General features: G+C 47.1%; 21 protein-coding genes. 19 read left to right on the forward strand and 2 right to left on the reverse strand.

The window, feature by feature from the left end:
• Nucleotides 1-91: 91 nt before the first annotated feature.
• On the reverse strand, nucleotides 92-634 hold the full coding sequence (locus AN963_RS01325; protein ID WP_055742765.1) for a GbsR/MarR family transcriptional regulator: 543 nt from the start codon (nucleotides 632-634) through the stop codon (nucleotides 92-94).
• A 266-nt stretch (nucleotides 635-900) separates the two neighbouring features.
• On the opposite strand from AN963_RS01325, the gene AN963_RS01330 reads away from it, so the two are divergent.
• The 10 genes from AN963_RS01330 to AN963_RS01375 all read left to right on the forward strand — a co-directional run bounded on the left by AN963_RS01330 (nucleotide 901) and on the right by AN963_RS01375 (nucleotide 10,230).
• On the forward strand, nucleotides 901-1,989 hold the full coding sequence (locus tag AN963_RS01330) for an ABC transporter ATP-binding protein (RefSeq protein WP_055742766.1): 1,089 nt from the start codon (nucleotides 901-903) through the stop codon (nucleotides 1,987-1,989).
• Entirely contained in the window at nucleotides 1,986-3,140 is a 1,155-nt protein-coding gene (locus AN963_RS01335; RefSeq protein WP_055742767.1) for an alkaline phosphatase family protein, read from the forward strand. Before AN963_RS01330 ends, AN963_RS01335 begins: the two co-directional genes overlap by 4 nt.
• Nucleotides 3,141-4,028 carry a carbohydrate ABC transporter permease gene (locus AN963_RS01340; RefSeq protein ID WP_055742768.1) on the forward strand — a complete coding sequence of 296 codons (888 nt, stop codon included), beginning with the start codon at nucleotides 3,141-3,143 and terminating at the stop codon, nucleotides 4,026-4,028.
• Nucleotides 4,029-4,044: 16 nt separating this feature from the next.
• Complete coding sequence (locus tag AN963_RS01345) at nucleotides 4,045-4,866, forward strand: carbohydrate ABC transporter permease (protein ID WP_236707851.1); 822 nt, start codon at nucleotides 4,045-4,047, stop codon at nucleotides 4,864-4,866.
• Between the two features lie 96 nt (nucleotides 4,867-4,962).
• A complete protein-coding gene (locus AN963_RS01350) occupies nucleotides 4,963-6,294 on the forward strand; it encodes an ABC transporter substrate-binding protein (protein ID WP_055742770.1) in 1,332 nt (443 codons plus the stop codon).
• 92 nt (nucleotides 6,295-6,386) lie between these two features.
• Nucleotides 6,387-7,121: an HAD hydrolase-like protein gene (locus AN963_RS01355; protein ID WP_055742771.1), complete on the forward strand. Its 735-nt coding sequence runs from the start codon at nucleotides 6,387-6,389 to the stop codon at nucleotides 7,119-7,121.
• Complete coding sequence (locus tag AN963_RS01360; protein ID WP_055742772.1) at nucleotides 7,118-8,050, forward strand: sugar phosphate isomerase/epimerase family protein; 933 nt, start codon at nucleotides 7,118-7,120, stop codon at nucleotides 8,048-8,050. The genes AN963_RS01355 and AN963_RS01360 overlap by 4 nt, the downstream gene beginning before the upstream one ends.
• 26 nt (nucleotides 8,051-8,076) lie before the next feature.
• Nucleotides 8,077-9,018, forward strand: coding sequence for an NAD(P)-dependent oxidoreductase (locus AN963_RS01365; protein ID WP_055742773.1), 942 nt, complete (start codon nucleotides 8,077-8,079; stop codon nucleotides 9,016-9,018).
• Between the two features lie 316 nt (nucleotides 9,019-9,334).
• Nucleotides 9,335-9,835 carry a TetR/AcrR family transcriptional regulator gene (locus AN963_RS01370; protein ID WP_236707852.1) on the forward strand — a complete coding sequence of 167 codons (501 nt, stop codon included), beginning with the start codon at nucleotides 9,335-9,337 and terminating at the stop codon, nucleotides 9,833-9,835.
• Nucleotides 9,836-9,846: 11 nt separating this feature from the next.
• Complete coding sequence (locus AN963_RS01375; protein ID WP_055742775.1) at nucleotides 9,847-10,230, forward strand: DMT family transporter; 384 nt, start codon at nucleotides 9,847-9,849, stop codon at nucleotides 10,228-10,230.
• A 98-nt stretch (nucleotides 10,231-10,328) separates the two neighbouring features.
• Here the strand turns inward: AN963_RS01375 and AN963_RS01380 are convergent, their stop codons facing one another.
• The gene (locus AN963_RS01380; protein ID WP_055742776.1) at nucleotides 10,329-10,697 is read right to left on the reverse strand and encodes a winged helix-turn-helix transcriptional regulator; all 369 of its coding nucleotides are present in this window, start codon (nucleotides 10,695-10,697) and stop codon (nucleotides 10,329-10,331) included.
• Between the two features lie 199 nt (nucleotides 10,698-10,896).
• Between AN963_RS01380 and AN963_RS01385 the strand changes: the two genes are divergently transcribed.
• The 9 genes from AN963_RS01385 to AN963_RS01425 all read left to right on the forward strand — a co-directional run bounded on the left by AN963_RS01385 (nucleotide 10,897) and on the right by AN963_RS01425 (nucleotide 21,565).
• The gene (locus tag AN963_RS01385; protein WP_055742777.1) at nucleotides 10,897-12,117 is read left to right on the forward strand and encodes an MFS transporter; all 1,221 of its coding nucleotides are present in this window, start codon (nucleotides 10,897-10,899) and stop codon (nucleotides 12,115-12,117) included.
• Nucleotides 12,114-12,956, forward strand: coding sequence for an aldo/keto reductase (locus tag AN963_RS01390; RefSeq protein WP_055742778.1), 843 nt, complete (start codon nucleotides 12,114-12,116; stop codon nucleotides 12,954-12,956). The genes AN963_RS01385 and AN963_RS01390 overlap by 4 nt, the downstream gene beginning before the upstream one ends.
• A gap of 745 nt (nucleotides 12,957-13,701) precedes the next feature.
• Nucleotides 13,702-14,922 carry an anhydro-N-acetylmuramic acid kinase gene (locus AN963_RS01395; RefSeq protein WP_055742779.1) on the forward strand — a complete coding sequence of 407 codons (1,221 nt, stop codon included), beginning with the start codon at nucleotides 13,702-13,704 and terminating at the stop codon, nucleotides 14,920-14,922.
• Nucleotides 14,923-14,947: 25 nt separating this feature from the next.
• Nucleotides 14,948-16,498, forward strand: a complete 1,551-nt coding sequence (locus AN963_RS01400) for an ABC transporter substrate-binding protein (RefSeq protein ID WP_055742780.1) — start codon at nucleotides 14,948-14,950, stop codon at nucleotides 16,496-16,498.
• A 66-nt stretch (nucleotides 16,499-16,564) separates the two neighbouring features.
• Nucleotides 16,565-17,506, forward strand: coding sequence for an ABC transporter permease (locus tag AN963_RS01405; protein WP_055742781.1), 942 nt, complete (start codon nucleotides 16,565-16,567; stop codon nucleotides 17,504-17,506).
• Nucleotides 17,507-17,521: 15 nt separating this feature from the next.
• Complete coding sequence (locus tag AN963_RS01410) at nucleotides 17,522-18,355, forward strand: ABC transporter permease (RefSeq protein WP_055742782.1); 834 nt, start codon at nucleotides 17,522-17,524, stop codon at nucleotides 18,353-18,355.
• Nucleotides 18,356-18,370: 15 nt separating this feature from the next.
• Nucleotides 18,371-19,633 carry a serine hydrolase domain-containing protein gene (locus AN963_RS01415; RefSeq protein WP_055742783.1) on the forward strand — a complete coding sequence of 421 codons (1,263 nt, stop codon included), beginning with the start codon at nucleotides 18,371-18,373 and terminating at the stop codon, nucleotides 19,631-19,633.
• On the forward strand, nucleotides 19,608-20,582 hold the full coding sequence (locus AN963_RS01420) for an ABC transporter ATP-binding protein (RefSeq protein WP_055742784.1): 975 nt from the start codon (nucleotides 19,608-19,610) through the stop codon (nucleotides 20,580-20,582). The genes AN963_RS01415 and AN963_RS01420 overlap by 26 nt, the downstream gene beginning before the upstream one ends.
• The gene (locus tag AN963_RS01425) at nucleotides 20,579-21,565 is read left to right on the forward strand and encodes an ABC transporter ATP-binding protein (protein ID WP_055742785.1); all 987 of its coding nucleotides are present in this window, start codon (nucleotides 20,579-20,581) and stop codon (nucleotides 21,563-21,565) included. The genes AN963_RS01420 and AN963_RS01425 overlap by 4 nt, the downstream gene beginning before the upstream one ends.
• The last annotated feature ends 14 nt before the right edge of the window (nucleotides 21,566-21,579 follow it).

The following is a 21,579-nucleotide window of genomic DNA, read 5'->3' on the forward strand; positions in this document are numbered from 1 at the left end:
CCTGGATGGCCAGTCAGATGTATCCCTCTTTCGGGCCGCCGATGTACTAAGGCTATCCATTGGTCAATATCCCGCTGATAAAGACTTATTTCTAATCTAAATACTCTCCGTCCCGCAGCCGATTCACAAACTTCTGAAGCCAGGTGTAATAGTTTACGCCGTGGCGCAGCTTATGAAGATCTCGCAGGCATTCCTGTCTCTCGGCATCGGAGGTGTCCTCTGCAAGCGCGATTTCCGAAAGCTCGGGAATCACCTGGTTGATTGCCCCGAGCATGACATCAATTTCCCGCTGTAGTTTCATGGTGAAAAAGACACGGAATGTCTGGAAAAAATCGGTTTCCGCCACATACTGATCTTTTCGGTCCTTCTTCTCCTCCAACTTGGTGACCATTCTGGAATCCAGCAGTGATCGGATGGCATAGCTCATGTTGCTCTTGCTCATGTTCATATAGTCTTTCATGTCCTCAAGTGTCATCGGCTTATCCTCGAAAAACATGAAACCGTACAGCTTGCCGAACGAATGGTTGGCGCCGTAAAGATCCATCGTCTGCGCAATGGCTTCGATAACCTGGGCGCGTAATTCGATGCGGCGCTGCGACGGCTCTTCCTGACCCTGCGTGGTCATTCGCTTCATTCATACACCCCCTCTGCTTTTTACAAAATACGAGAGTCAATTTACAAAAAACACAAGCTAGATTGACACTGTGTTAACACATTAAGAACGTGCTTAGTGTACAATATTTTTTGTACAGAAGGTGATTTTCAAGTTTTATAAGACAATTTTATCAAATATCCAATTATTTTTGAATGGTTAAAAATGAAAAATCTGGTTCGTGTATTCGCCATTCAGTATATGACATAACGACGCCAACCAAGCAAATGGATGAGGGGGTATTCATCATGTCGAGTATTACGTTGAACGCATTGTCGAAACAATATACGAAAGAAAAGCATACACTCGATCATATCAGTCTTGAGATTAAAGACAAAGAGTTTCTGGTGTTGCTAGGACCGTCCGGATGCGGGAAGTCTACTTTGCTCAGAATGATTGCCGGCATCGAAGAAATCACGCACGGTGAAGTCTATATCGGGGATGTTTGTGTAAATGACGTGGAGCCTAAGGATCGGGGAGTAGCGATGGTTTTTCAAAACTATGCTCTTTATCCGCATATGACCGTATTTGAGAATATGGCTTACGGTCTGAAAATAAAAAAGGTAAAAAAAGCCGAAAGGGAAAGACGCATTAAGGCAGCAGCGGATATTTTGCAGATCAATTCATTGCTGAAACGGCTCCCCAGCCAATTGTCAGGCGGGCAAAAACAGCGGGTAGCAATCGGCAGGGCTATTGTCAAAGAACCGAAAGTCTTTTTAATGGACGAGCCGTTATCCAATCTGGATGCCAAGTTGCGAAATGAAATGAGAATTGAAATTAAAAAACTTCATGAGCGTTTAAACTCTACTTTCATTTATGTCACCCATGATCAGGTAGAGGCCGTTACCCTGGGCGACCGGATCGCGATTATGGCCGAAGGGAAGTTTAGGCAAATCGGAACGCCGATGGAAATAATCGATTGCCCTGTGGATATGTTCGTCGCCAATTTCATCAGTTCTCCACCAATCAATTATTTGGATGCTGTTCTGATGAATCGAAATGGACAAACGTATGTGGACATCGATGGGGTGTTACTGGAAACAAACCTACCGATAGAAGTGATGAAAGATAGCCCCAAGGTTGTAGCAGGGATTCGACCTGAGCATTGTTTCATCACGGAAGACACGAACAATACATTGGAAATGGAGGTATTGTTTACGGAAATTATCGGTACGGATGTGTTGTTGCACCTAAAGTATAAGACGTCCAATTTTATTGTGAAAAAGAGCTTTACGGAGATGTACTCAAAAGGGCAGAAGCTGCACGTGGGGATGCATGCAAATCATGTCAACGTGTTTGACAAACAAACGGAAAAAAACCTAAGGAGTCGCCAATGAATGTGCTCATCTCGTTAGATGGCTTAAGTCATCAAAACTTTGAACGTAGCTCACAGCAATTTATAATGAATGGCTTTTCATACTGTAAAAAACTGATCACAACGTTTCCGTCGGTTACCTTTAATGCTCATGCTACGGCGATGACCGGGAGCAATCATGACAAGCATCTTGTCTTTGATAATGTTGTGTCTCGTTCTGGGACGATGGAAAGAATCGAGTTGTACGGCGACCACGAGATCATTTGCAATGAATCTTTACATGAGCAGACGTTATTTTATTCACTTGCCGAGAACGAAAGGAAGAGCTGCTGCATCCATTGGCCGATGACGTCCGGGAACCCTTATATTCATCATCTGGTTACGGAATCTGGCAGCAAAAAAAAGATCCAAGGAACCGTTTCTGTGGAGGAAATCGATACAGTAGCACTGCTTGAAACGATACAAGCGATTGAATCTGCGGCATATGATTTCATCGCTGCTAGGTTTGTCTGTTATGATGCGCTGTCGCACCAATATGGGAAGGACTCAATGGAGGCAGCCCGTTGTCTTGAAATGCTGTTTGAATATATCGGGCAAATTGACAACGCGTTAAAAAAGTCGCATCGACCATACAACCTGATTGTCTTTTCCGATCATGGTCAAAGCGATGTTCGAACGTTCTTTTATCCCAATGAGATTTTGGCGCAAAGCCGCTGGCAGCAAAATTTGCACAACAATCAAATAAGATTTGTCGGCGATGGAAGCGGTTCGTTGTTGTTTTACAGTTCATTGGAGCATCAGCAAAACAGAGAAATCATGGATTATTTTAGCGGTCTGCCTCAAGTGAATCTTTTTTATGCGCTGGAAGGAGAATCCAGTTCGGAATATCGGCCTGTCGGTATCTTGGATTTGAATCATACGGTATGCGGCGAAGATATCGTTCCCCCGGAACAGCCGAAATACAGGAATATGAAAAGCTTGCATGGGTATCATCCTGCCAATGTCGATGAAATGAATGGGTTTATGGTGTGTAAGGGCGACCAAATCGAGATAAACAAAATAATGGATGAAACAAACATAGAGAACATCGCACCTACGATAGCGGCGTTGTTCCAAATCTCGCACCCATGTGACGGCAGAAAGATTAAAGGCATGATTAGGGAGTACGATTAAATGGGTAGACCAATCAGCAGAGATGGAAAAGACAACCTATGGTCGCTTGCGCTACTGTTGCCGACACTGATTCCGTTACTAATTTTTTGGATATATCCAATGATTAAAACGTTCCACATTAGCTTTACGGATTGGAACTACATTTCGCCAACTTTTGATTATGTAAAGCTGGAGAACTACAAAAATTTAATCAGCGATTCTTTTTTTGCAAAGGTTTTGAAGAATACGCTTGTGTTTACATTTTTTACGGTAGTCCCGCCAATTCTTATCGGGTTGTTCGTGGCGATCAGGTTAAACAAGATAAAGGCCTTACGTAATTTCTTTGTTGCCACTGTTTTTTCATCATGGATCACACCAACTGTCGTGGTATCCATGGTATGGGTCAGCATATTCGACAGTGAATCGGGGATTGTAAATGCACTTCTAAAAGGAGTAGGCGCAGAACCGGTAAAGTGGCTGGGTGGACAAACTACGGCGATGATTGTCGTCATTATCGTCACGATCTGGCAGTATACGGGATTGGCCGTATTGTTACTTTCCTCTGCTTTGGCAAAGGTAGATCCGGAAGTAGAGAAAGCGAATGATCTGGATGGGGGCAAAGGGTTACGAAAATTACTAAGAATCACCCTGCCGGCGATCTCTCCCATCCTTGTGTTTATGTTCGTCTTTTTTACACTGAATTCGCTCAAAGCCTATGATCAGATTTATATTTTGACGCAAGGTGGACCTTCAGGTGCGACCTCAACGATTCTGTACTACTTCTATGTATTAGCTTTTGAGTTGTATGAAACAGGACCTGCTTCGGCGTTGGCGATGATTTTCCTTGTCATATGTCTTCTGATCAGCGCGCTGAATTTCTTCCTATCTAAACTACTGTTTCCGAAATGAGGTGGGGGCTTTGTCCTTGGCAAAATTAAAAATGGGCATTAACTATGCAACGTTAATTTTGTTGAGCGTAATGATGGTATTTCCATTTATTTGGATGTTCATCATTTCCGTAAAACCGAAAAACGAGATTTATAGCGGGAATCTTTTGCCGTCAACCTTTCATTTTGAAAATTACATCCGCATATTTACGGATACCAAGATGTTGCTTTATTTGTGGAACAGTATTTACGTCAGCCTGATTATCATAGTTTTTCAAATCGCAACTGCTATTTTTGCGGCGTATGTATTCGCCACGGTTCAGAAAAGATGGGTCCGTTACTGCTTTGTGCTTATATTGGCGACGTACATGCTGCCATCAGCGGTAACGTACATTCCCTCCTTTATTCTGTTATCAAAAGCGAATTTGCTGGATACGCATATCGGGTATATTCTCAGTGAATTCATCAGCATCTTTGCGATTTTTTTCTTGCGGCAATCTTTTGCCCAGGTGCCCAAGGATGTGGTTCACGCCGCTAAATTGGATGGCGCAGGGCATTTGAGGCTCATTTTTACCGTGTATATGCCGTATTGCAAAAATGCGATTGCATCCTTGGTGTTGATCACATTCATTTACAGCTATAACAACTACATGTGGCCATCGCTGTTGATCAAGTCAGAGGATAACATGTTCGTCACGATCGGCTTGCGCAGGTTGTTTATGAGTCAGGCAGGCTATGGAATGGACTTCCCTCTAGCGATGGCTGCCTGCGCGGTGTCGCTTGCGCCTATGTTAATCCTGTTGGCCATTTCCAGTAAGAGGATCATTCATTCAATGGCCAATCTCTATGTGAACAAATAATAAGGTGGTGATGTGCATTAGCTGGAATCCAGGGACTGATAAATGTCGGCATTGCCAATTGAGACCAAAACAGCTATTTATCGGGAGGGCTTCACTGTGAAAAAGCGGACAAGAAACGCCAAGAGCGTCGTTTATTCTATCATGTGTTCTGCACTCATTTTGACGGGGGTAGTCGGTTGCTCGAATAATACCACATCGGAAAACAATGCGAATGCAGCGTCAGCGTCTGACCCAAAAGAGAAAATCAAACTGGAGTTCTACTATGGTCTTGGCGGTAAGCTCGGGGAGACGATGCAAAAAATCGTTCAGGATTTTAACAGCAAAAATCAGCAATATGAAGTCGTGCCGGTTATCCAAGGGGACTATGGTGAAACGTTGCAAGCACTGCAGGCTTCACTCGCAGCGGGTAAGCCTCCCGCATTATCTATTAACGGTTACCCAGAATTTATGAAGCTGGCAAAGAGCGATGCGTTGCTTCCATTGGATGAGTATATCAATCAACCGGAGTATAAAAAGGACGACGTTCTGCTGTTGGAGCAAGGCAAATACAATGAGGCAACCTTAGGTGTTCCGGCATATGTCGCTACACAAATGATGTACTACCGAAAAGATATCTTTGAAAAATACCATATTGATTACAATTCTCTGAAAAGCTTTGAACAATTGGCTGATGCAGCGAAGCTCATCAAAGAAAAGGAAGGGATTAGCGGCTGGTCAATCATGTGGTACGCAGAGCATATGATCGATTACGCCCGTTCAGCTGGTGGCGATATCGTCAGCAAAGACGGCAAGACCGTTACGATCGACTCGGAAGAATGGATTTATGCTTGGGATAACATTCGCAAATGGGTTCATGAGGACAAAATCATGGACACGGTATACGGTGGGAATGGCTGGGAATGGTGGTATAAAACGATTGACAATGTGATGAATGGAAAATCCGCAGGATACACAGGTTCTTCCGGCGACGGAGGCGATTTGGATTTCACCAAAGTGGCAACAGGGATGCAAAAAGGATTTCATGGAGAAAAGCCTAGACCTGTAGCGACATCTGTCATGTTTAACCTGTTCAAAGCGTCCTCCAAAGAGCAACAACAAGGTGCTTGGGAATTCGTGAAATTCTTCTCGGAAGCGGAAAAAACGGCTTACTGGGCTGTAGAAACAGGATATATTCCGATTCGGGACAGCGCGGTGAATACAGATATCTACCAGAATAAATTGAAAGAAAACCCATATTTATCAGTACCTTTGGAACAAGCAAAAACGAATGGGATTGCTCCTTTTGTAGATCCGACAGGTGGTAAGATTTATGCAGAAATCGAGCTGGCGAAAGACAAAGTTCTCATTGAAAATATCCCTGCACAAGAAGCGCTGAAAGAGGCGAAAAGAAAAGCGCAAGTAGAGCTCGACAAGGCTCTGAAGCAATAATCGTCACAAGCAAACACGTATGGAAGGGAGCTCACCATGAGAGAGCAACTGGGGGTTCCTTTCCCATCATAAAAAAAATGGAGAGATGAAAAATGAAAAACGACATTGCATTGGCTGTATTTGATTTGGCGGGAACCCTGGTAGAGGACAATAACGGAGTCAGAGATTGTCTTCACAAAGCGGCCGTTGAATACGGATTAAACGTGACAAAAGATGAAATCAGCACCCACATGGGAACAAACAAGATTCATCTCTATCAATTTTTGATTGCAAGAACAAAAGGGAATATGATCGACTTCAAAAATTTTGAAGTAGATATTGATAGTTCGACGCACGATGAAGCTGTCAAACTTTACGATCGATATACCGAATACATGATTGCTTATTATCAAGAAAATTGCCGAGAAATCGAAGGCGCAACAGAAACGTTGAAATGGTGCAAAGACAATGGAATCAAAGTAGCGACGGGGACAGGATTCCATAAAGAGATCAACAGTGTCATTATGGAGTCGCTCGGTTGGGTGAAGAATGGCTTGATCGATTATGCAGTTGACCTTGATATGGTTCCAGAAGGAAAAGGACGCCCGGCTCCCTTTATGATTTTCAAAGCAATGGAATATTTAAATGTTCAAAACGTAAGACAAGTCATTAAACTCGGCGATACGCCTGCTGATATGCTCGAAGGATACAATGCTGGTTGTAAAGCGGTCATTGGCGTCATGCAAGGCTCGACTCCTATCGAAGTATGGGGCAAGTATTATCATACGCATGTGCTTGATACCGTGAAAGAACTGCCTGAGCTCATCGTGTCCGGTAAAATTGTATGATCGATCAACTGGAAAAAACGGCAAGCATAGGCATTGTCTTGCCTAAGCTGTTTCCTTTTTCGCAAAGCCAGCCTGAACAGATGATTTCGAGTCTATTAACAATTCTGGAAGACCCCTTTTTTACGGCAGTGGAAGTCTCTTATATCGCGGATAAAGAGACAAGGGAGCTTGCCAGGAAGTATATGCAGTACAGTTGTGTCGAGATCATTTTCAATGGCGGAGATGCCTTTCGAGAATTACAGATTGATTTAAGTTCTTTGGATCCGGTTGTTAGAAACAAGTCTATCATTCAATGCCAAATGCTGATTGACCATTGCTATGAAATGAATGCGAAAATCATGCATATCGTGACAGGTAAATTTGAAGGCGAAGAAAACAAACAGCAAAATATCAACGCGTTTATTGCTTCGACCATGGAGCTATGCAAGTATGCAAAAGATAAAGCGGATACGTATGAGCTGTGCATTTCATTGGAAATCGGGGATCGTCATGTTGACCGCAAATATTTGCTGGGCCCTACCCATGAGGCGGTACATGTAGCCAGAATGATCCGAAGCGAATATAACAATTTTGGTCTCTTGCTGGATCAAAGCCACCTTCCGATTATGGGAGAAGACCCACACAAATCATTATGGCTGGCCAAAGACTATTTGACGCACATTCATATCGGGAATAGTTACTTGAAAGATAGACAAGCTAGCTACTTCGGGGATAAGCACATTCCGTTTGGCGTCAAAGACTCGGAGGTGGGCGTGAATGAGCTGACAGCGTTCATCACAACGTTGAATGACATTGATTTTTTCAAGAGCCCAAAACCAACAAGAAAGCCAGTAATGACCTTTGAGGTTGGGCGGCTAGAGAATGAATCACCCAAGCTGGTTATTGCAAATGTAAAGCGTACTTTCTTTGAAGCTTGGGCAAATGCATAAACGGATGACAAGGAGCTGTTGGATAAATGAATGTATTAATTACAGGATATTTTAACGATTATTCGAAACAACGAGTGACGCAATCATTTCCGGAGGACTGGAATGTTCAAATCGTTGAACCTCAGCAAATCGAAGAATTCATCAGTGAAGCGGATGTGTTAATTCCAGAGCATATCGAAGTAAACGAAGCCTTGTTGAATAAAGCGAAGAACTTAAAATTTGTTCAGACGGGTGCCGGCTTTGATAATGTAGATATTGAAGCGTGTACCAAGAAAAACATTTGGGTGAGCAATGCGGCTGGAGTAAATGCCAACGCAGTAGCTGAGCATATTATGGCGTTGATTCTTGGCTACTACAAGAACATCTCTTTTCTGGATCAAAGCATGAAGAATCGAGAAGATGAAACGAAACTGGAGTACGCCGGGGGCGAGTTGCTCGGAAAAACAATCGGTACAATCGGCTTTGGCGCGATAGGCTCCAGAGTAGCGGAGCTGGCAAAAGCCTTTAAGATGAAAGTGCTGGCGTATGACACAAATAAAAATATTCAAAGTAATGACGTTGAAATGGTTGATTTGGATACATTGGTGAAAAATGCTGACGTTATTACCATCAATATTTTTCTTAACGAGTCTACCAGAAATTTAGTCAATAAAGCATTTTTAAGTAAAATGAAAAGAAATGCGTTACTTGTGAATACAGCAAGAGGACCTATTGTATGTGAAGACGATTTGATAGAAGCTCTAAAGAATAATGTCATTGGCGGAGCTTGCCTTGATGTATTCACTGTGGAGCCTTTACAATTGGACAGTGAACTAAGAACTTTGAAAAACGTTGTCTTAACCCCTCATACAGCGGGTATGCCTGATGGAACAAAATTTCATGAAGTGAGGTATCGTTTCTTTGTTCAAAATATATTACGAATACAGAGTAATGAAACGCCACAAAACAATTTAAATCAAATAAAGTAAGCGAAGCATTAGATAACAAGCTGGGATCAGCCTCGACTGGTGTCAGCTTGTTTCGTGTTCGTAGAATAAGGGCAAGAAGGTGAGAATGGTGAAAATCCTTTTCCAGGCGACTTGGATCACCGAATTCGCGTAAATTCACAAGGTAAGAGCTTTCTTTCAATTGACAGTTGATTGATAAGCAGGTAGGCTCGATAATGTGGAAAATAAAGAAAACATATTATTTTCCTAGTTTTCTTGAAGGGGAGATGATCGAGTGCAGGAACGAATCGTGCAGTGCGCCATACATGAGATTGAATCAAGGGGAATACGTTTTACAATGTCTGATTTGGCCCGGCGCGTGGGAGTGAGCACCAAAACCTTGTATGCGGTCTTTACATCCAAAGAAGAACTGATTACCCGAATCATTCAGGAGAGCATTCGGGAATTACGAGAGAGAGAGGATCTGATCCTGCACGACAAGGAACTGGATCTGATTGAAAAATTGAGGCAGCTGCTCGGTCTGCTGCCGAATGGGTTTGCCGGCACCAATCTGCGTGTCTGGTACGAGTTGAAGCGGTATTATCCCATGCAGTGGAAATTGGTAGAGGATTTCTATCAGCAGGAGTGGGAGCACGTCGGATTGATTCTGGATGAAGGCATACTTGCGGGGATATTCCGCAGGATTCAGCTTCCCATTTTGATTCAGATGTATACGGGATGCCTCGAACAGCTCGTCGATCAGCAGGCGCTGGGTAAAAATAGCATGACGATGGGCGAGGCCTTGAATGCCATGATTGATATCTTGCTGGGCGGCGTGGTGCGCCAAGAAACGGAATAGGGGGAAAAGAAATGAGTTGGGTCTATCTTCTTCTGGCGATTGGGCTGGAAGTGGCAGGAACTACATCGATGAAGATGTCCGAGGGGATGACAAAGCCAATCCCGTCTGTACTGATGTTTGTATTTTACGTCATGTGCTTTTCTTCGCTAAGCCTGGCCCTCAAGGAAATGGAGGTAGGGACTGCCTATGCGATCTGGTCGGGATTGGGTACAGCCGCCATTGCCGTGATCGGTGTGTACTTTTTCAACGATCTGTTTACCGTGAAAAAAGGGATCGCCATCGCGCTGATCATCTCCGGATGCGTGCTCTTGAATCTGGGTGACGGAGCGCACGGTGAAATGCCTTCAAAAGGAACGAGTGATGCAGGAATGGCAGTCAAGGAGCTGCGTTCATGAAGAGATTGCGGCCATTTTTTTGGATTACCGCGGATTTGCCAGCTTGCATGCGTATCATAAAGGTCGGCTGCTGTGCAAATTTTTGATTCCTTCCTTTGTCAGTTCTTTTGATTTAAAATGCTATCCTCCAGCATATCTGCAGTATCCCCATACACACGAATGATATGCTGTTCCCCCCATGCACAGAGAGTATCGAGTATCCCTTTCAGGCTCCAGCCGTATTCACTCAGCTCGTATACGACCTTTGGCGGGACTTGGTTGTAGACAATCCGGTTAATGATCCCGTCATCCTCCAATTCCCGCAGCTGTTGAGTCAGCATTTTCTGGGTAATGCCAGGCATTAGCCGCTTGAGTTCACTCGTGCGTTTTTCGCCATGTGTAAGATGGCAGAGTATCACGCATTTCCACTTTCCGCCGATTACTTCTAGTGTGGCTTCTACAGAGATGTTGTATTTCTTTTTCTTCATGACAGCCCCTTCTTTCTGATGGGCACTAAAAAGTACCTATAGTACTTTTCGGTGCCTAGAGTACAAAAAAGTGTGTACTTCTCATTATGTTTTCTATCATCCATAATAGCATTTGCCAGCTGGTATTCACCATACCCATTCATTTATTCCGTTCGCGGTGAACGAACGAGAGATAGAACTAACAAGGAGGAATACGGTGATGGAAGGAACAAAGCGAAGCACGTTGGCATTACTCGCCCTGGCTATTAGTGCTTTCGCCATCGGCACGACGGAATTTATTAGCGTAGGATTGTTGCCGCTGATTTCGCAAGACTTGCAAATCCCGGTCACGACAGCAGGACTGACCGTTACCTTATATGCGTTGGGTGTTACGATTGGAGCACCTGTGCTCACTTCATTGACGTCGAGAGTTCCACGGAAAATGCTGCTATTCTGGATTATGGTTATTTTCATAGCAGGGAACAGCATTGCCGCCAGTGCGACTACAATTAGTATGTTGCTGGTCGGAAGGGTCGTCTCCGCATTGGCTCATGGTGTGTTCATGTCCATCGGATCAACCATTGCCGCGGATCTCGTGACGGAGGACCGCAGAGCGAGCGCGATTTCCCTCATGTTTACTGGTCTAACTGTCGCGACTGTCACAGGAGTACCGATGGGAACGTATTTGGGACAACTGTTGGGGTGGCGTACAGCATTTGTAGCGATTGTGGTGATCGGTATCATTGCGCTGATCGCCAATCTGATTCTGGTGCCGTCTAACCTGCGAAAAGGAGTCAAAACGACGTTTGGCGATCAGATCAAGCTGGTTACGAACAGCAGATTGCTCTTGATGTTTATCATTACGGCACTGGGCTATGGCGGGACATTTGTTGTCTTCACCTACTTGTCTCCGTTACTGACAGACATTACCGGGTTTTCAGCAAGTACAGTAGCGATCATCTTGGTAGCCTACGGGATTGCCATTGCCATTGGCAACGTGATCGGCGGAAAGCTGGCTAATAAAAATCCGTTGGCTGCCTTGTTTCGTATGTTTAGCATTCAAGCGATTGTTCTGTTTATCATGTTTGTCACCGTACCGTTCAAGCTCGCCGGTCTGATCACGATCTTTTTCATGGGGATTTTGGCGTTCATGAATGTTCCAGGACTGCAAGTGTACGTGGTCATACTGGCAGAGCGATTTGTTCCGAGTGCAAAGGACGTGGCTTCTGCTATTAACATCGCTGCATTCAATGCAGGTATTGCAATCGGGGCTTACTTGGGTGGGATCATTACGGATTCGATTGGCCTCATCCACACGACGTGGGTCGGGGGAATCATGGTGCTTGGTGCCGTTATATTAACTGGCTTGAGTCGAGTATTAGAAAGCAAAGATGGAAATTCTAGGGTAGGGAAAAACAATCAGGAGGTAGTATGTTCATGACAAAACATCTGCAAGATACAACAACCCTTTATAACGGTGTTAAAATGCCTTGGTTAGGTCTCGGCGTATTTAAAGTGGAAGAAGGACCTGAGCTGGTCGAAGCGGTACGCACGGCTATCCGACATGGTTATCGCAGTATCGATACTGCTGCGATCTACGGCAATGAGGAAGGTGTTGGCGAAGGAATCCGTCTGGGGATGAAAGATGCGGGCATCACGAGAGAAGATCTGTTCGTCACCTCGAAAGTATGGAATGCAGACCTCGGATACGAGTCCACGCTGGCAGCCTATGAAACGAGTCTGAAAAAGCTTGGCTTGGACTACCTCGATCTGTACCTGATTCACTGGCCAGTCGAAGGCAAGTATAAAGAGGCTTGGCGCGCTTTGGAGACGATCTACAAAGAAGGAAGGGTAAAAGTGATCGGGGTCTCCAACTTCCACGTGCATCATCTGCAAGATCTCATGAAAGATGCGGAAATGAAGCCGATGGTCGATCAGATCGAGTACCACCCGCGCCTGACTCAAAAAGAACTTCAGGCCTTTTGCCGGGAGCAAAACATTCAGATGGAAGCATGGTCTCCACTGATGCAAGGACAACTGCTCGATCATCCCGTTCTCAAAGACATTGCGGATCGCCACCAAAAGTCCATCGCGCAAGTCATCGTGCGTTGGGATCTGCAAAACGGTGTGGTCACCATTCCGAAGTCTACAAAAGAGCATCGGATCGTAGAAAACGCGGATGTATTCAACTTCGAATTGTCATCAGAAGACATGGCGAAAATCGATGCATTAAATGAAGGAGTCCGTGTAGGTCCGGACCCGGATAACTTTGATTTTTAATGTGTTGAATAAATGAAAAGATGTCTCATCAGTAGAAAGCACTGCTGGTGGGGCATTTTTTGTTATAACCGAAAGGAACAACTTAGCTGAGGTGTGCGGAGAAGCACGTTTCCGATCTATGCTCCGGTCTACACCCTGCAAAGAAGAATAAACTGTCCGCTCCACAACGATTCATGAGGAAGCGGTAAAGTAGTAGCCGCTTCGCCGTGAACACAGAGGTACCGCTTCTTAATCCCGTGAATTCGTTGTTCCGCTAAGCTGGGTTCCGAAGTCGCTCCGCCTGGAAACCTGCTTCTCCTGCGAGCTTTTGTGGTTTCTAGCTACCTTTATTTAGTACGGAGATTTATGAGAGAAAGATTATTCTGCCAATCGCTTCGCCTCTAAAGGCATTTTGCTCAGTCATCATCGAATGAGCGTAAGAACGGAAGTAAATGAGATATCAAATATGGTTTGCTTCACATGAAACAGGGAAGTGATATTCATGGTATTCATCTTTTGAAACTTTATCGTAACCCTCCTGAAACGCAGGAGAAGAATATTTCTAGGCGTAGTTATGTGAAGTCCTACCGAGCGTAGCCTGTAAATATTCTTCTCCCACCCAAGGCAACTTTTCAAGGAAATATAAAAAGCAAAAGAAATAAAGTTTACTATTTTCAGATTGACTGATGTAATTTTATTTCTTATAATGAAAGCGGAAACAAGCGAATATTTTAACTATTCTCCATAGCGGAACGGGGGTTGCACGATGGATCAACCTGCGAGATTGCTAGATTATCGCTCAAAAAGGGAGCATTTGCTCATCGGTCTCATGTCCGGTACCTCATTGGACGGTATTGATGCTGCACTAGTGGCGATCCGCACGAATGGGAACGGCGAGATTGAAGACGTAGCCCTTCGTGAGTTTTATTACATGCCATACTCGGACGATTTGCGCGAGTGGGTCTTGAATCTTTGTAGCGTAGAAACAGCCCGTCTGGACCAACTGACGGCTGTGCATTACGGATTGTCGGAATGGTATGCGTACGCCGTCAATCAGCTGATGCAAAAGGCTGGCGTAACGGCAGCAGAAGTGGATGCCGTATGTAATCACGGACAAACGATCTGGCACATTGCGGGACATACGCCATTTCCAGGACCAACCGGGATGACAGAAGTACGCGCTTCCTTGCAAATCGGTGAGCTGTCTACCTTGGCTGAACGCACTGGCATTCCGGTCGTAGGCAATTTCCGGGCGCGCGACTTGGCAGCTGATGGCGAAGGGGCGCCTCTCGTTCCGTACGCCGATTACATTTTGTTCCGTCACGCCGAAAAAGGTAGACTGCTGCAAAACATCGGTGGAATTGCCAACGTGACTGTTCTCCCAGCAGGCGCCAGCATCGAAGAAGTTGTTGCATTCGATACGGGCCCAGGCAATATGATCATGGACCAGGTCGTCCAGATTGTCACCGAGGGTAAGCTGCGATACGATGAAGCGGGTCGACTGGCGGCTTCTGGAGTGGTTTCCCAACCGCTGCTCGAACGACTGATGCAAGATCCTTACTACCAAATCAAACCACCCAAGAGCACTGGCCGTGAAGTATACGGAAAGGCATTTGCCCAGGAGCTGCTGGCAGAGGCAGGGAAGCTCGGCCTCAGTAGTCCTGACCTGATCGCGACGGTGACGGCTTTGACCGCGACTTCCATCGCACAGGCGTACCTGCAATTCGTAATACCTACAACCAAGGTGGAGGAAGTGATCGTCTCTGGAGGAGGCGCACACAACCAGACACTGCTTCGTATGCTGCAAAGTCAATTGGGGGCAGGAATGACCATCACGACGACACAGCAATTCGGCATGCCGGATGACGCGAAGGAAGCTGTCGCTTTTGCCATTTTGGGTCATGAGACACTAATGGGACGACCATCGAATGTACCGTCAGTGACGGGTGCCAAGAGGGCCGTACCGTTAGGAAATATATGCTTTTAAACTGAGAAACGTAGGGGGTACCATCGTGAAAAAACGAGTGTTGGCAGGCTTTTTTCTATCTTTATCCCTGATGCTTTCCGCTTGTTCTGGCGGAGGAGGAACGGCTGCACCAGCTGATCCAGCGAAGCCGCAAGAAGGGCAAGCAGCAGCAGCAAAAACGGAGCTGGTAGTAGCGGCAGAGCAAGAGCCAGTAGGCTATGACCCGCACAAGGTTCCAGCAGCATCCAGCGTGCGCGTGTATGCGCTCATCTATGACAGCTTGACCAAGCTGGATGAGAACATGAACATCATCCCGAATCTGGCTGAGAAGTGGGAAGTCGCTCCAGATGGCAAGACCATTACCATGTTCCTGCACAAAGGTGTGAAATTCCACAACGGCAAAGACATGACAGCAGACGATGTGAAATTCACCTTTGAACGCATCATGAATCCAGACACCGGTTCGATCGCAAAATCGTACTTCTCCAGCGTAGAGTCGATCGAAGTAAAAGACCCAACCACCGTCGTATTCAAGCTGAAAAATGCGGATGCAGCGTTCATCGCAAACACAGCGAGCGCGTATGCTTCTATCGTACCTAGCGGATCGACTGATCTGACGAAAGAGGCAATTGGTACAGGGCCGTTCAAAATGGAAAAAGCTGAGCCTGGCCAATACGTATTGCTGAAGAAAAATCCGGATTACTTCAATAAAGATGTGCCAAAAGTAGAAACGATCAAGTTCCAAATCATGAAGGACGAAGCTGAGCGTCTGGCAGCGATCCGCTCCGGCAAAATCGACATCAGCGTAGTTTCTGCTGATTCCGCTAAGCTTTTGGAAGGCAAGCCAGGGGTTCAAGTGAAAAACTATCAATCTCTGGAGTATAGCTACCTGGGTATTAACGTAAACAAAAAGCCGTTTGACAATCCAAAAGTACGCGAAGCCATCAGCTATGCCGTAGACCGCAATCAGATCGTACAGACAGTATGGAAAGGCGAAGCAGCCCTGACTGGTCCAATCGCCCCTGCTATCACGAACTGGGCAGTAGATACAGCTACGTACCCGACTTACAAAACGGATGTAGAAAAAGCAAAACAATTGCTCGCGGAAGCAGGCTTCCCGAACGGATTTGACACGCAAATCGAAACAGCGGCTACTTATCCAGACATGGTAGAAACCGCGCAAGTAATTCAGCAACAACTGAAAGCAATCGGAATCAACGCCAAGATCAACCAGCTGGAATGGGGTAACTACATCGAAGTCTGGAAGTCCAAAGACATGAACCTGATGGTTGGACGTAACACTTCCGGTGTAGATGCGGACCGTTCGATGCGCTTCTTCTTCTCGACAACTGGTTCTGCCAACGTGTGGAACTATTCCAACCCTGCTTATGACGAGCTGGTTGCAAAAGCATTGGCTACAGTAGATCAAGCAGAACGCAAAAAACTGTACGAGCAAGCACAAACGATGCTGGTAGCAGATGCACCAAACCTGTTCCTGGCTTCTCCAAAGAACTACTATGCTGTACGTGACAACATCGATTTCACACCAACCGCAGCGGGTGAAGTATACTCTCTGATCAAGACTGCGATCAAGTAATAGAGTGATCATCAAGGCTCCGCCTGGCCTCTGGCGGAGCCAAGTTTCTAATTTGGAGGGAACCTCGTGGGATCTTATCTAATCAAACGCGTCGCCAGCCTGATTCCCATCCTGTTTGGCATCTCCGTTTTGGTATTTACCATCCTGCATCTGGTGCCGGGTGATCCTGCTTCCATCATGCTGGGAACAAACGCTACCCCCGAAGCCATCGCCGCGCTGCACAAGAGCATGGGACTGGATCAGCCGTTGATCACGCAGTACTTTCACTGGATCGGCGGAATGCTGCAGGGGAACTTTGGAGTATCTGTTCATTCTGGTGAAGAAATCTTGCCGCAAATCATCAAGCGCTTTTTGATCACGCTGCAGTTGACGGTATTTGGTGTTCTGATTGGCTGGGCGCTCGCCATTCCGTTTGGTATCTTATCCGCCATTCGTGCGCATTCCAAGACAGATATCATCGTCCGCGTTGCTACGCTGTTGGGAATCTCGGTACCCAATTTTGCGATCGGTACTCTTCTTTTGTTGGGCCTTTCACTCTATTTCAACTGGTTTCCTCCGATTGATGTCGTCAGCTTCTGGGAAAATCCCGTGGAAGCCTTCAAGGTGTTTATTCTGCCAGCAGTAACGATGGGCATTGTCGTAGCTGCAGGCGTGATGCGGATGACGAGATCTGCTTTCTTGGAAACCATGGACAAAGATTTCATCCGTACCGCACGTGCAAAAGGGAACAGTCAATGGACCATCGTCATTGGTCACGCTTTCCGTAACTCCTCGATTCCGATCGTGACCATTGCCGGCATGCAGATCGGATACCTGTTGGGCGGATCAGTCATCGTGGAGCAGCTGTTTTCGATACCGGGATTAGGTCAGTACATTTTGGAAGGCATCTATCAGCGGGATTATCCGGTCGTACAGGGAGGCGTGCTATTTGTCGCTCTGGTGTTTGTCCTGGTCAATCTGCTCATCGACCTGATCTATACCTGGATTGATCCGCGTATCAAGTATTGACAAGGGGAATGCGACATGAGCACTTTTCGAAAGCGATTTTTAGCAAATAAAACGGCCGTCTTCTGTTCCGTGTTGCTGGCGCTGCTCTGTGCAACGGCTGCATTGGCGCCGGTGTTGGCACCGCATGACCCGACGCAGATGTTTCAGGAGCATCGGATGGAAGGCAGCTCAGGTGAGTTTATGCTAGGTACGGACCAGTTTGGTCGTGACCTTTTGAGCCGTATTATTTACGGAGCACGCGTTTCACTGGTAGTAGGCGTGTCTGCCGTATTGGTCAGCGTGGTATTTGGGACGCTGTTTGGATTGATAGCTGGTTACTTCGGACGCTGGGTGGACGGTTTTATCATGCGCTGCATGGATGTGCTGTTTGCCTTTCCGGAAATTTTGCTGGCGCTGGCGATTGTCGCGGCGTTAGGTCCGGGTACTTTTAATACCATCATGGCAATCGGGATTGTGAATATTCCCATTTTTACCCGTACTGTCAGGGGAGCTGTCCTCTCCATCAAGAACCTGGAATACGTGGAAAGCGCCCGCGCAATCGGGGCGAGCACGAAACGAATTTTGTTCCTGGAGATCTTTCCAAATGTGACAGCGCCACTTTTGGTGCAATCCTCGTTGGCGATTTCCGGTGCGATTTTGACCGAATCCGCTCTCAGCTTTTTGGGCTTGGGCATCCAACCGCCTGATCCATCATGGGGCGGTATGATTTCAGAGGCTCGCCGTTATATGGAGCTGGCTCCGGGGATGATCATTTGGCCTTGTCTTGCCATGACCGTGACCATTCTGGCTTGCAACATGTTTGGCGATGCCGTTCGCGACATTCTCGATCCGCGTCATCGCGGCAAGTAGGCGGGAGGAATCGATATGAACGGAATCGAGCTCATGGTTCGGATGGAACAAAGTCTGGAGGATGGGATTCGGAAAGGTATTTTTCCAGGAGCTGCTGTTAGTGTGATGAGAAAAGGAGCGCCGACACTGACAACGGTCAAAGGCAAGACGGGAGTAACAGAGGGAGCAGCAGCTGTCGATGCTCAGACACTATACGATCTTGCTTCCCTGACCAAAGTCATCGTGACGCTACCGCTCGTATTACTCAGCATTCAAGCAGGCAAGCTGTCCCTATCAGATGCACTCATCACCCATATACCAGAAATGGGAGAGGGCGAGGACACGGAAAGAAAAGCGCAAATCAAGATCGCGCACTTGCTTACGCACTCGTCAGGACTTCCTGCATGGCGACCGTTTTTTCTGATGGGACAGGGGAGAGCGGAATACATTCGACTGATCTCCCAGGAGGAGCTCATTGGCACTCCAGGCAGTCAAGTCGTCTACAGTGATCTAGGGTTTATGGTACTCGGCTTTCTTTTGGAGCGCGTCTGGGGAGAAGAGCTGGACGCTCTCGCGAAAAGACTCATTTTTAAACCGAGCGGAATGGAAAGCGCCTGTTATCTTCCTCTGCAGCAATCCATGCTCGAAATCAGCGGGATTGCGTTTACGGAGAATGGTAATGCGTTCGAGCAAAATATGGCAGAGAACTTCTTGGCAGAAATGGAGCCTTTCGATCATCCGAGCGTGGCAGAGTGGAGAGAAAAGCTGGCGGATTACAAGTGGCGTCAAGGCGTGATCTGCGGTACAGTCCACGATTGCAACGCACATTACGGCCTCGGAGGAATCAGCAGTCATGCAGGACTCTTTGCGACTGTTCGCGATGTCGAACGCTATATGGAGATCTGGACTTCCGATGATGCCCCGGTCCGCATTGATCCCGTGCTGAGGGCACTATCTACTCGCTCCCATACCGATCCCTCTATTCATCGCAGAGGACTTGGTTGGATCGCCTCATCTACAGGCGGTTCACTCGAACAAGTTGCGGCAGGCTGTACAGGGGGAGATTTGGTGTCAGAACACGCTTTTGGCCATACAGGCTTTACAGGGACATCGATCTGGTCCGATCCGGTCAGAGAAGCGACGATCATTACGTTGACCAATCGGGTCCATCCAGTCGCAAGCCCCTTGATCGGGCCGTGGCGTATCGCTCACCACAATCAAATTTTGAATGGCATCAAGCCAGTCGGATCATCGAGAGAAAGGGGGAGTATCCATGACAGCTATGCTAACGATCGATAATTTACGAACATCCTTTCTTCAATCGGGCAATAAGCTGACGGTCATCGAAGGGGTCAGCCTGACTGTAGAACCTGGCGAAACCGTTGGGGTGGTCGGCGAATCGGGTTGTGGTAAAAGCGTGACAAGCATGTCCATCATGCAGCTGTTAGGACGAAATGTGGAAATGAGCGGCAGCATTCGCTTTCAGGACAAAGAATTGCTGACCCTTTCTGATAAAGAAATGCAAAAGATACGGGGAAACGAGATCGCGATGATCTTTCAGGAACCGATGACTTCGCTTAATCCATTGCATCCGATCGGAAAACAGATTAGCGAGCCTTTGCGCCGTCATCTGGGCTTGTCCAAGCAAGCTGCGAAAGAACGAACGATCGAGCTGCTCAGGCAAGTGGGGATTCCTCGCGCAGATGAAATCATTTCGGACTATCCGCACCAGCTCTCCGGCGGGATGCGTCAGCGTGTCATGATCGCCATGGCGATGGCCTGTGAACCAAAGTTGCTGATCGCCGACGAACCGACGACTGCCCTCGATGTGACGATTCAGGCGCAGATTCTCGAGCTGATGAAAAAGGTACGCAACGAGCGAGGGACTTCCATCATGCTCATCACCCACGACTTGGGTGTGGTAGCCGAGATGTGCCATCGCGTAATCGTCATGTACGCCGGCCAGATTGTGGAGGAAGCGGACGTCAAAAAGCTGTTTGACGACCCTAAGCACCCTTACACCAGAGGTCTGATGAAGTCCATGCCGAGTGTCAACGTGAATCAGGAGCGGCTCGATGCCATTCCAGGCGCTGTTCCGCTGCTGAGTGAAATGCCAGCGGGATGCCGCTTTGCCCCACGTTGTTCCCAAGTGATGGATATCTGCCGGGAGAAAAATCCGGAGCTCTTGCCTGTCTCCGATTCGCAAAAATGCCGATGCTGGCTGTATCGCGAGGGGGAAGCACAATGACCAAGCCACTCTTGGAGATTAAATCGTTAACCAAGCATTTTACGAGCAAGCAGGGCTTTTTCAGCAAGGAAAAGGTCGTCCGCGCCGTCGATGGTGTCAATCTCACGGTCTATCCGGGGGAGACAGTCAGTATCGTAGGTGAATCCGGCTGCGGCAAATCAACGACGGGTCGCTGCATATTGCGGTTGATCGAGCCAACGGATGGGGAAATCCTGTTCGAAGGTAACGACATCCGCAAGCTCAACGAGACGGATTTACGCCGTGCCCGCCGCGACATGCAGCTCGTTTTTCAGGATCCATTCGCATCGCTAAATCCACGTAAAACAATCGGACAGCTATTAGAAGATCCATTGATCATACATGGGATCGGCACGCCACAAGAACGCCGCCGTCAGGTAGAGGAAATGATCGGGATTGTCGGACTGTCCAAGCAGCATCTGGACCGTTTTCCTCACGAGTTTTCCGGGGGACAACGTCAGCGGATCGGGATTGCCCGGGCACTGATTTTACGTCCCAAGTTGATCATTGCTGACGAGCCAGTATCTGCGCTGGACGTATCGATCCAAGCGCAAATTCTCAACCTGATGCAAGATTTGCAAAAGGAATTCAATTTGACCTATCTGTTTATTTCCCACGATTTGAGTGTCGTGCGCCACATTTCCGACCGAGTCGCGGTTATGTATCTGGGAAAAGTGGTCGAGGTAGCAGACAAGCAATCCTTATATGAACACCCGACACATCCGTACACGCAGGCTTTGCTATCCGCTGTACCTGTTCCGAATCCGCACCTGACGACACAGCGCATCATTTTGGAGGGAGACTTGCCGAGCCCAGCCAATCCGCCATCGGGTTGCACGTTCCATCCGCGTTGCCGACACTGCATGGACATTTGCAAGTCAAGTGCCCCACCTGCACGTGAGCTGGCACCAGGACATTGGGTTTCCTGCCATCTGGATGAGGGAGCAATCAGGCCGCAAGTATGAATACAAAAGGAGGT

The organism is Brevibacillus choshinensis, from assembly GCF_001420695.1.
Lineage (GTDB): Bacteria > Bacillota > Bacilli > Brevibacillales > Brevibacillaceae > Brevibacillus > Brevibacillus choshinensis.

What these genes read in the sequence shown, in the direction of transcription:
- AN963_RS01380 (WP_055742776.1), bottom strand. Translation starts at nt 10,697, where the DNA reads ATGAAGAAAAAGAAATACAACATCTCTGTAGAAGCCACACTAGAAGTA.
- AN963_RS01365 (WP_055742773.1), top strand. Translation starts at nt 8,077, where the DNA reads ATGAATGTATTAATTACAGGATATTTTAACGATTATTCGAAACAACGA.
- AN963_RS01415 (WP_055742783.1), top strand. Translation starts at nt 18,371, where the DNA reads ATGAACGGAATCGAGCTCATGGTTCGGATGGAACAAAGTCTGGAGGAT.
- AN963_RS01330 (WP_055742766.1), top strand. Translation starts at nt 901, where the DNA reads ATGTCGAGTATTACGTTGAACGCATTGTCGAAACAATATACGAAAGAA.
- AN963_RS01340 (WP_055742768.1), top strand. Translation starts at nt 3,141, where the DNA reads ATGGGTAGACCAATCAGCAGAGATGGAAAAGACAACCTATGGTCGCTT.
- AN963_RS01410 (WP_055742782.1), top strand. Translation starts at nt 17,522, where the DNA reads ATGAGCACTTTTCGAAAGCGATTTTTAGCAAATAAAACGGCCGTCTTC.
- AN963_RS01385 (WP_055742777.1), top strand. Translation starts at nt 10,897, where the DNA reads ATGGAAGGAACAAAGCGAAGCACGTTGGCATTACTCGCCCTGGCTATT.
- AN963_RS01325 (WP_055742765.1), bottom strand. Translation starts at nt 634, where the DNA reads ATGAAGCGAATGACCACGCAGGGTCAGGAAGAGCCGTCGCAGCGCCGC.
- AN963_RS01335 (WP_055742767.1), top strand. Translation starts at nt 1,986, where the DNA reads ATGAATGTGCTCATCTCGTTAGATGGCTTAAGTCATCAAAACTTTGAA.
- AN963_RS01355 (WP_055742771.1), top strand. Translation starts at nt 6,387, where the DNA reads ATGAAAAACGACATTGCATTGGCTGTATTTGATTTGGCGGGAACCCTG.
- AN963_RS01425 (WP_055742785.1), top strand. Translation starts at nt 20,579, where the DNA reads ATGACCAAGCCACTCTTGGAGATTAAATCGTTAACCAAGCATTTTACG.
- AN963_RS01370 (WP_236707852.1), top strand. Translation starts at nt 9,335, where the DNA reads ATGTCTGATTTGGCCCGGCGCGTGGGAGTGAGCACCAAAACCTTGTAT.
- AN963_RS01395 (WP_055742779.1), top strand. Translation starts at nt 13,702, where the DNA reads ATGGATCAACCTGCGAGATTGCTAGATTATCGCTCAAAAAGGGAGCAT.
- AN963_RS01390 (WP_055742778.1), top strand. Translation starts at nt 12,114, where the DNA reads ATGACAAAACATCTGCAAGATACAACAACCCTTTATAACGGTGTTAAA.
- AN963_RS01360 (WP_055742772.1), top strand. Translation starts at nt 7,118, where the DNA reads ATGATCGATCAACTGGAAAAAACGGCAAGCATAGGCATTGTCTTGCCT.
- AN963_RS01375 (WP_055742775.1), top strand. Translation starts at nt 9,847, where the DNA reads ATGAGTTGGGTCTATCTTCTTCTGGCGATTGGGCTGGAAGTGGCAGGA.
- AN963_RS01420 (WP_055742784.1), top strand. Translation starts at nt 19,608, where the DNA reads ATGACAGCTATGCTAACGATCGATAATTTACGAACATCCTTTCTTCAA.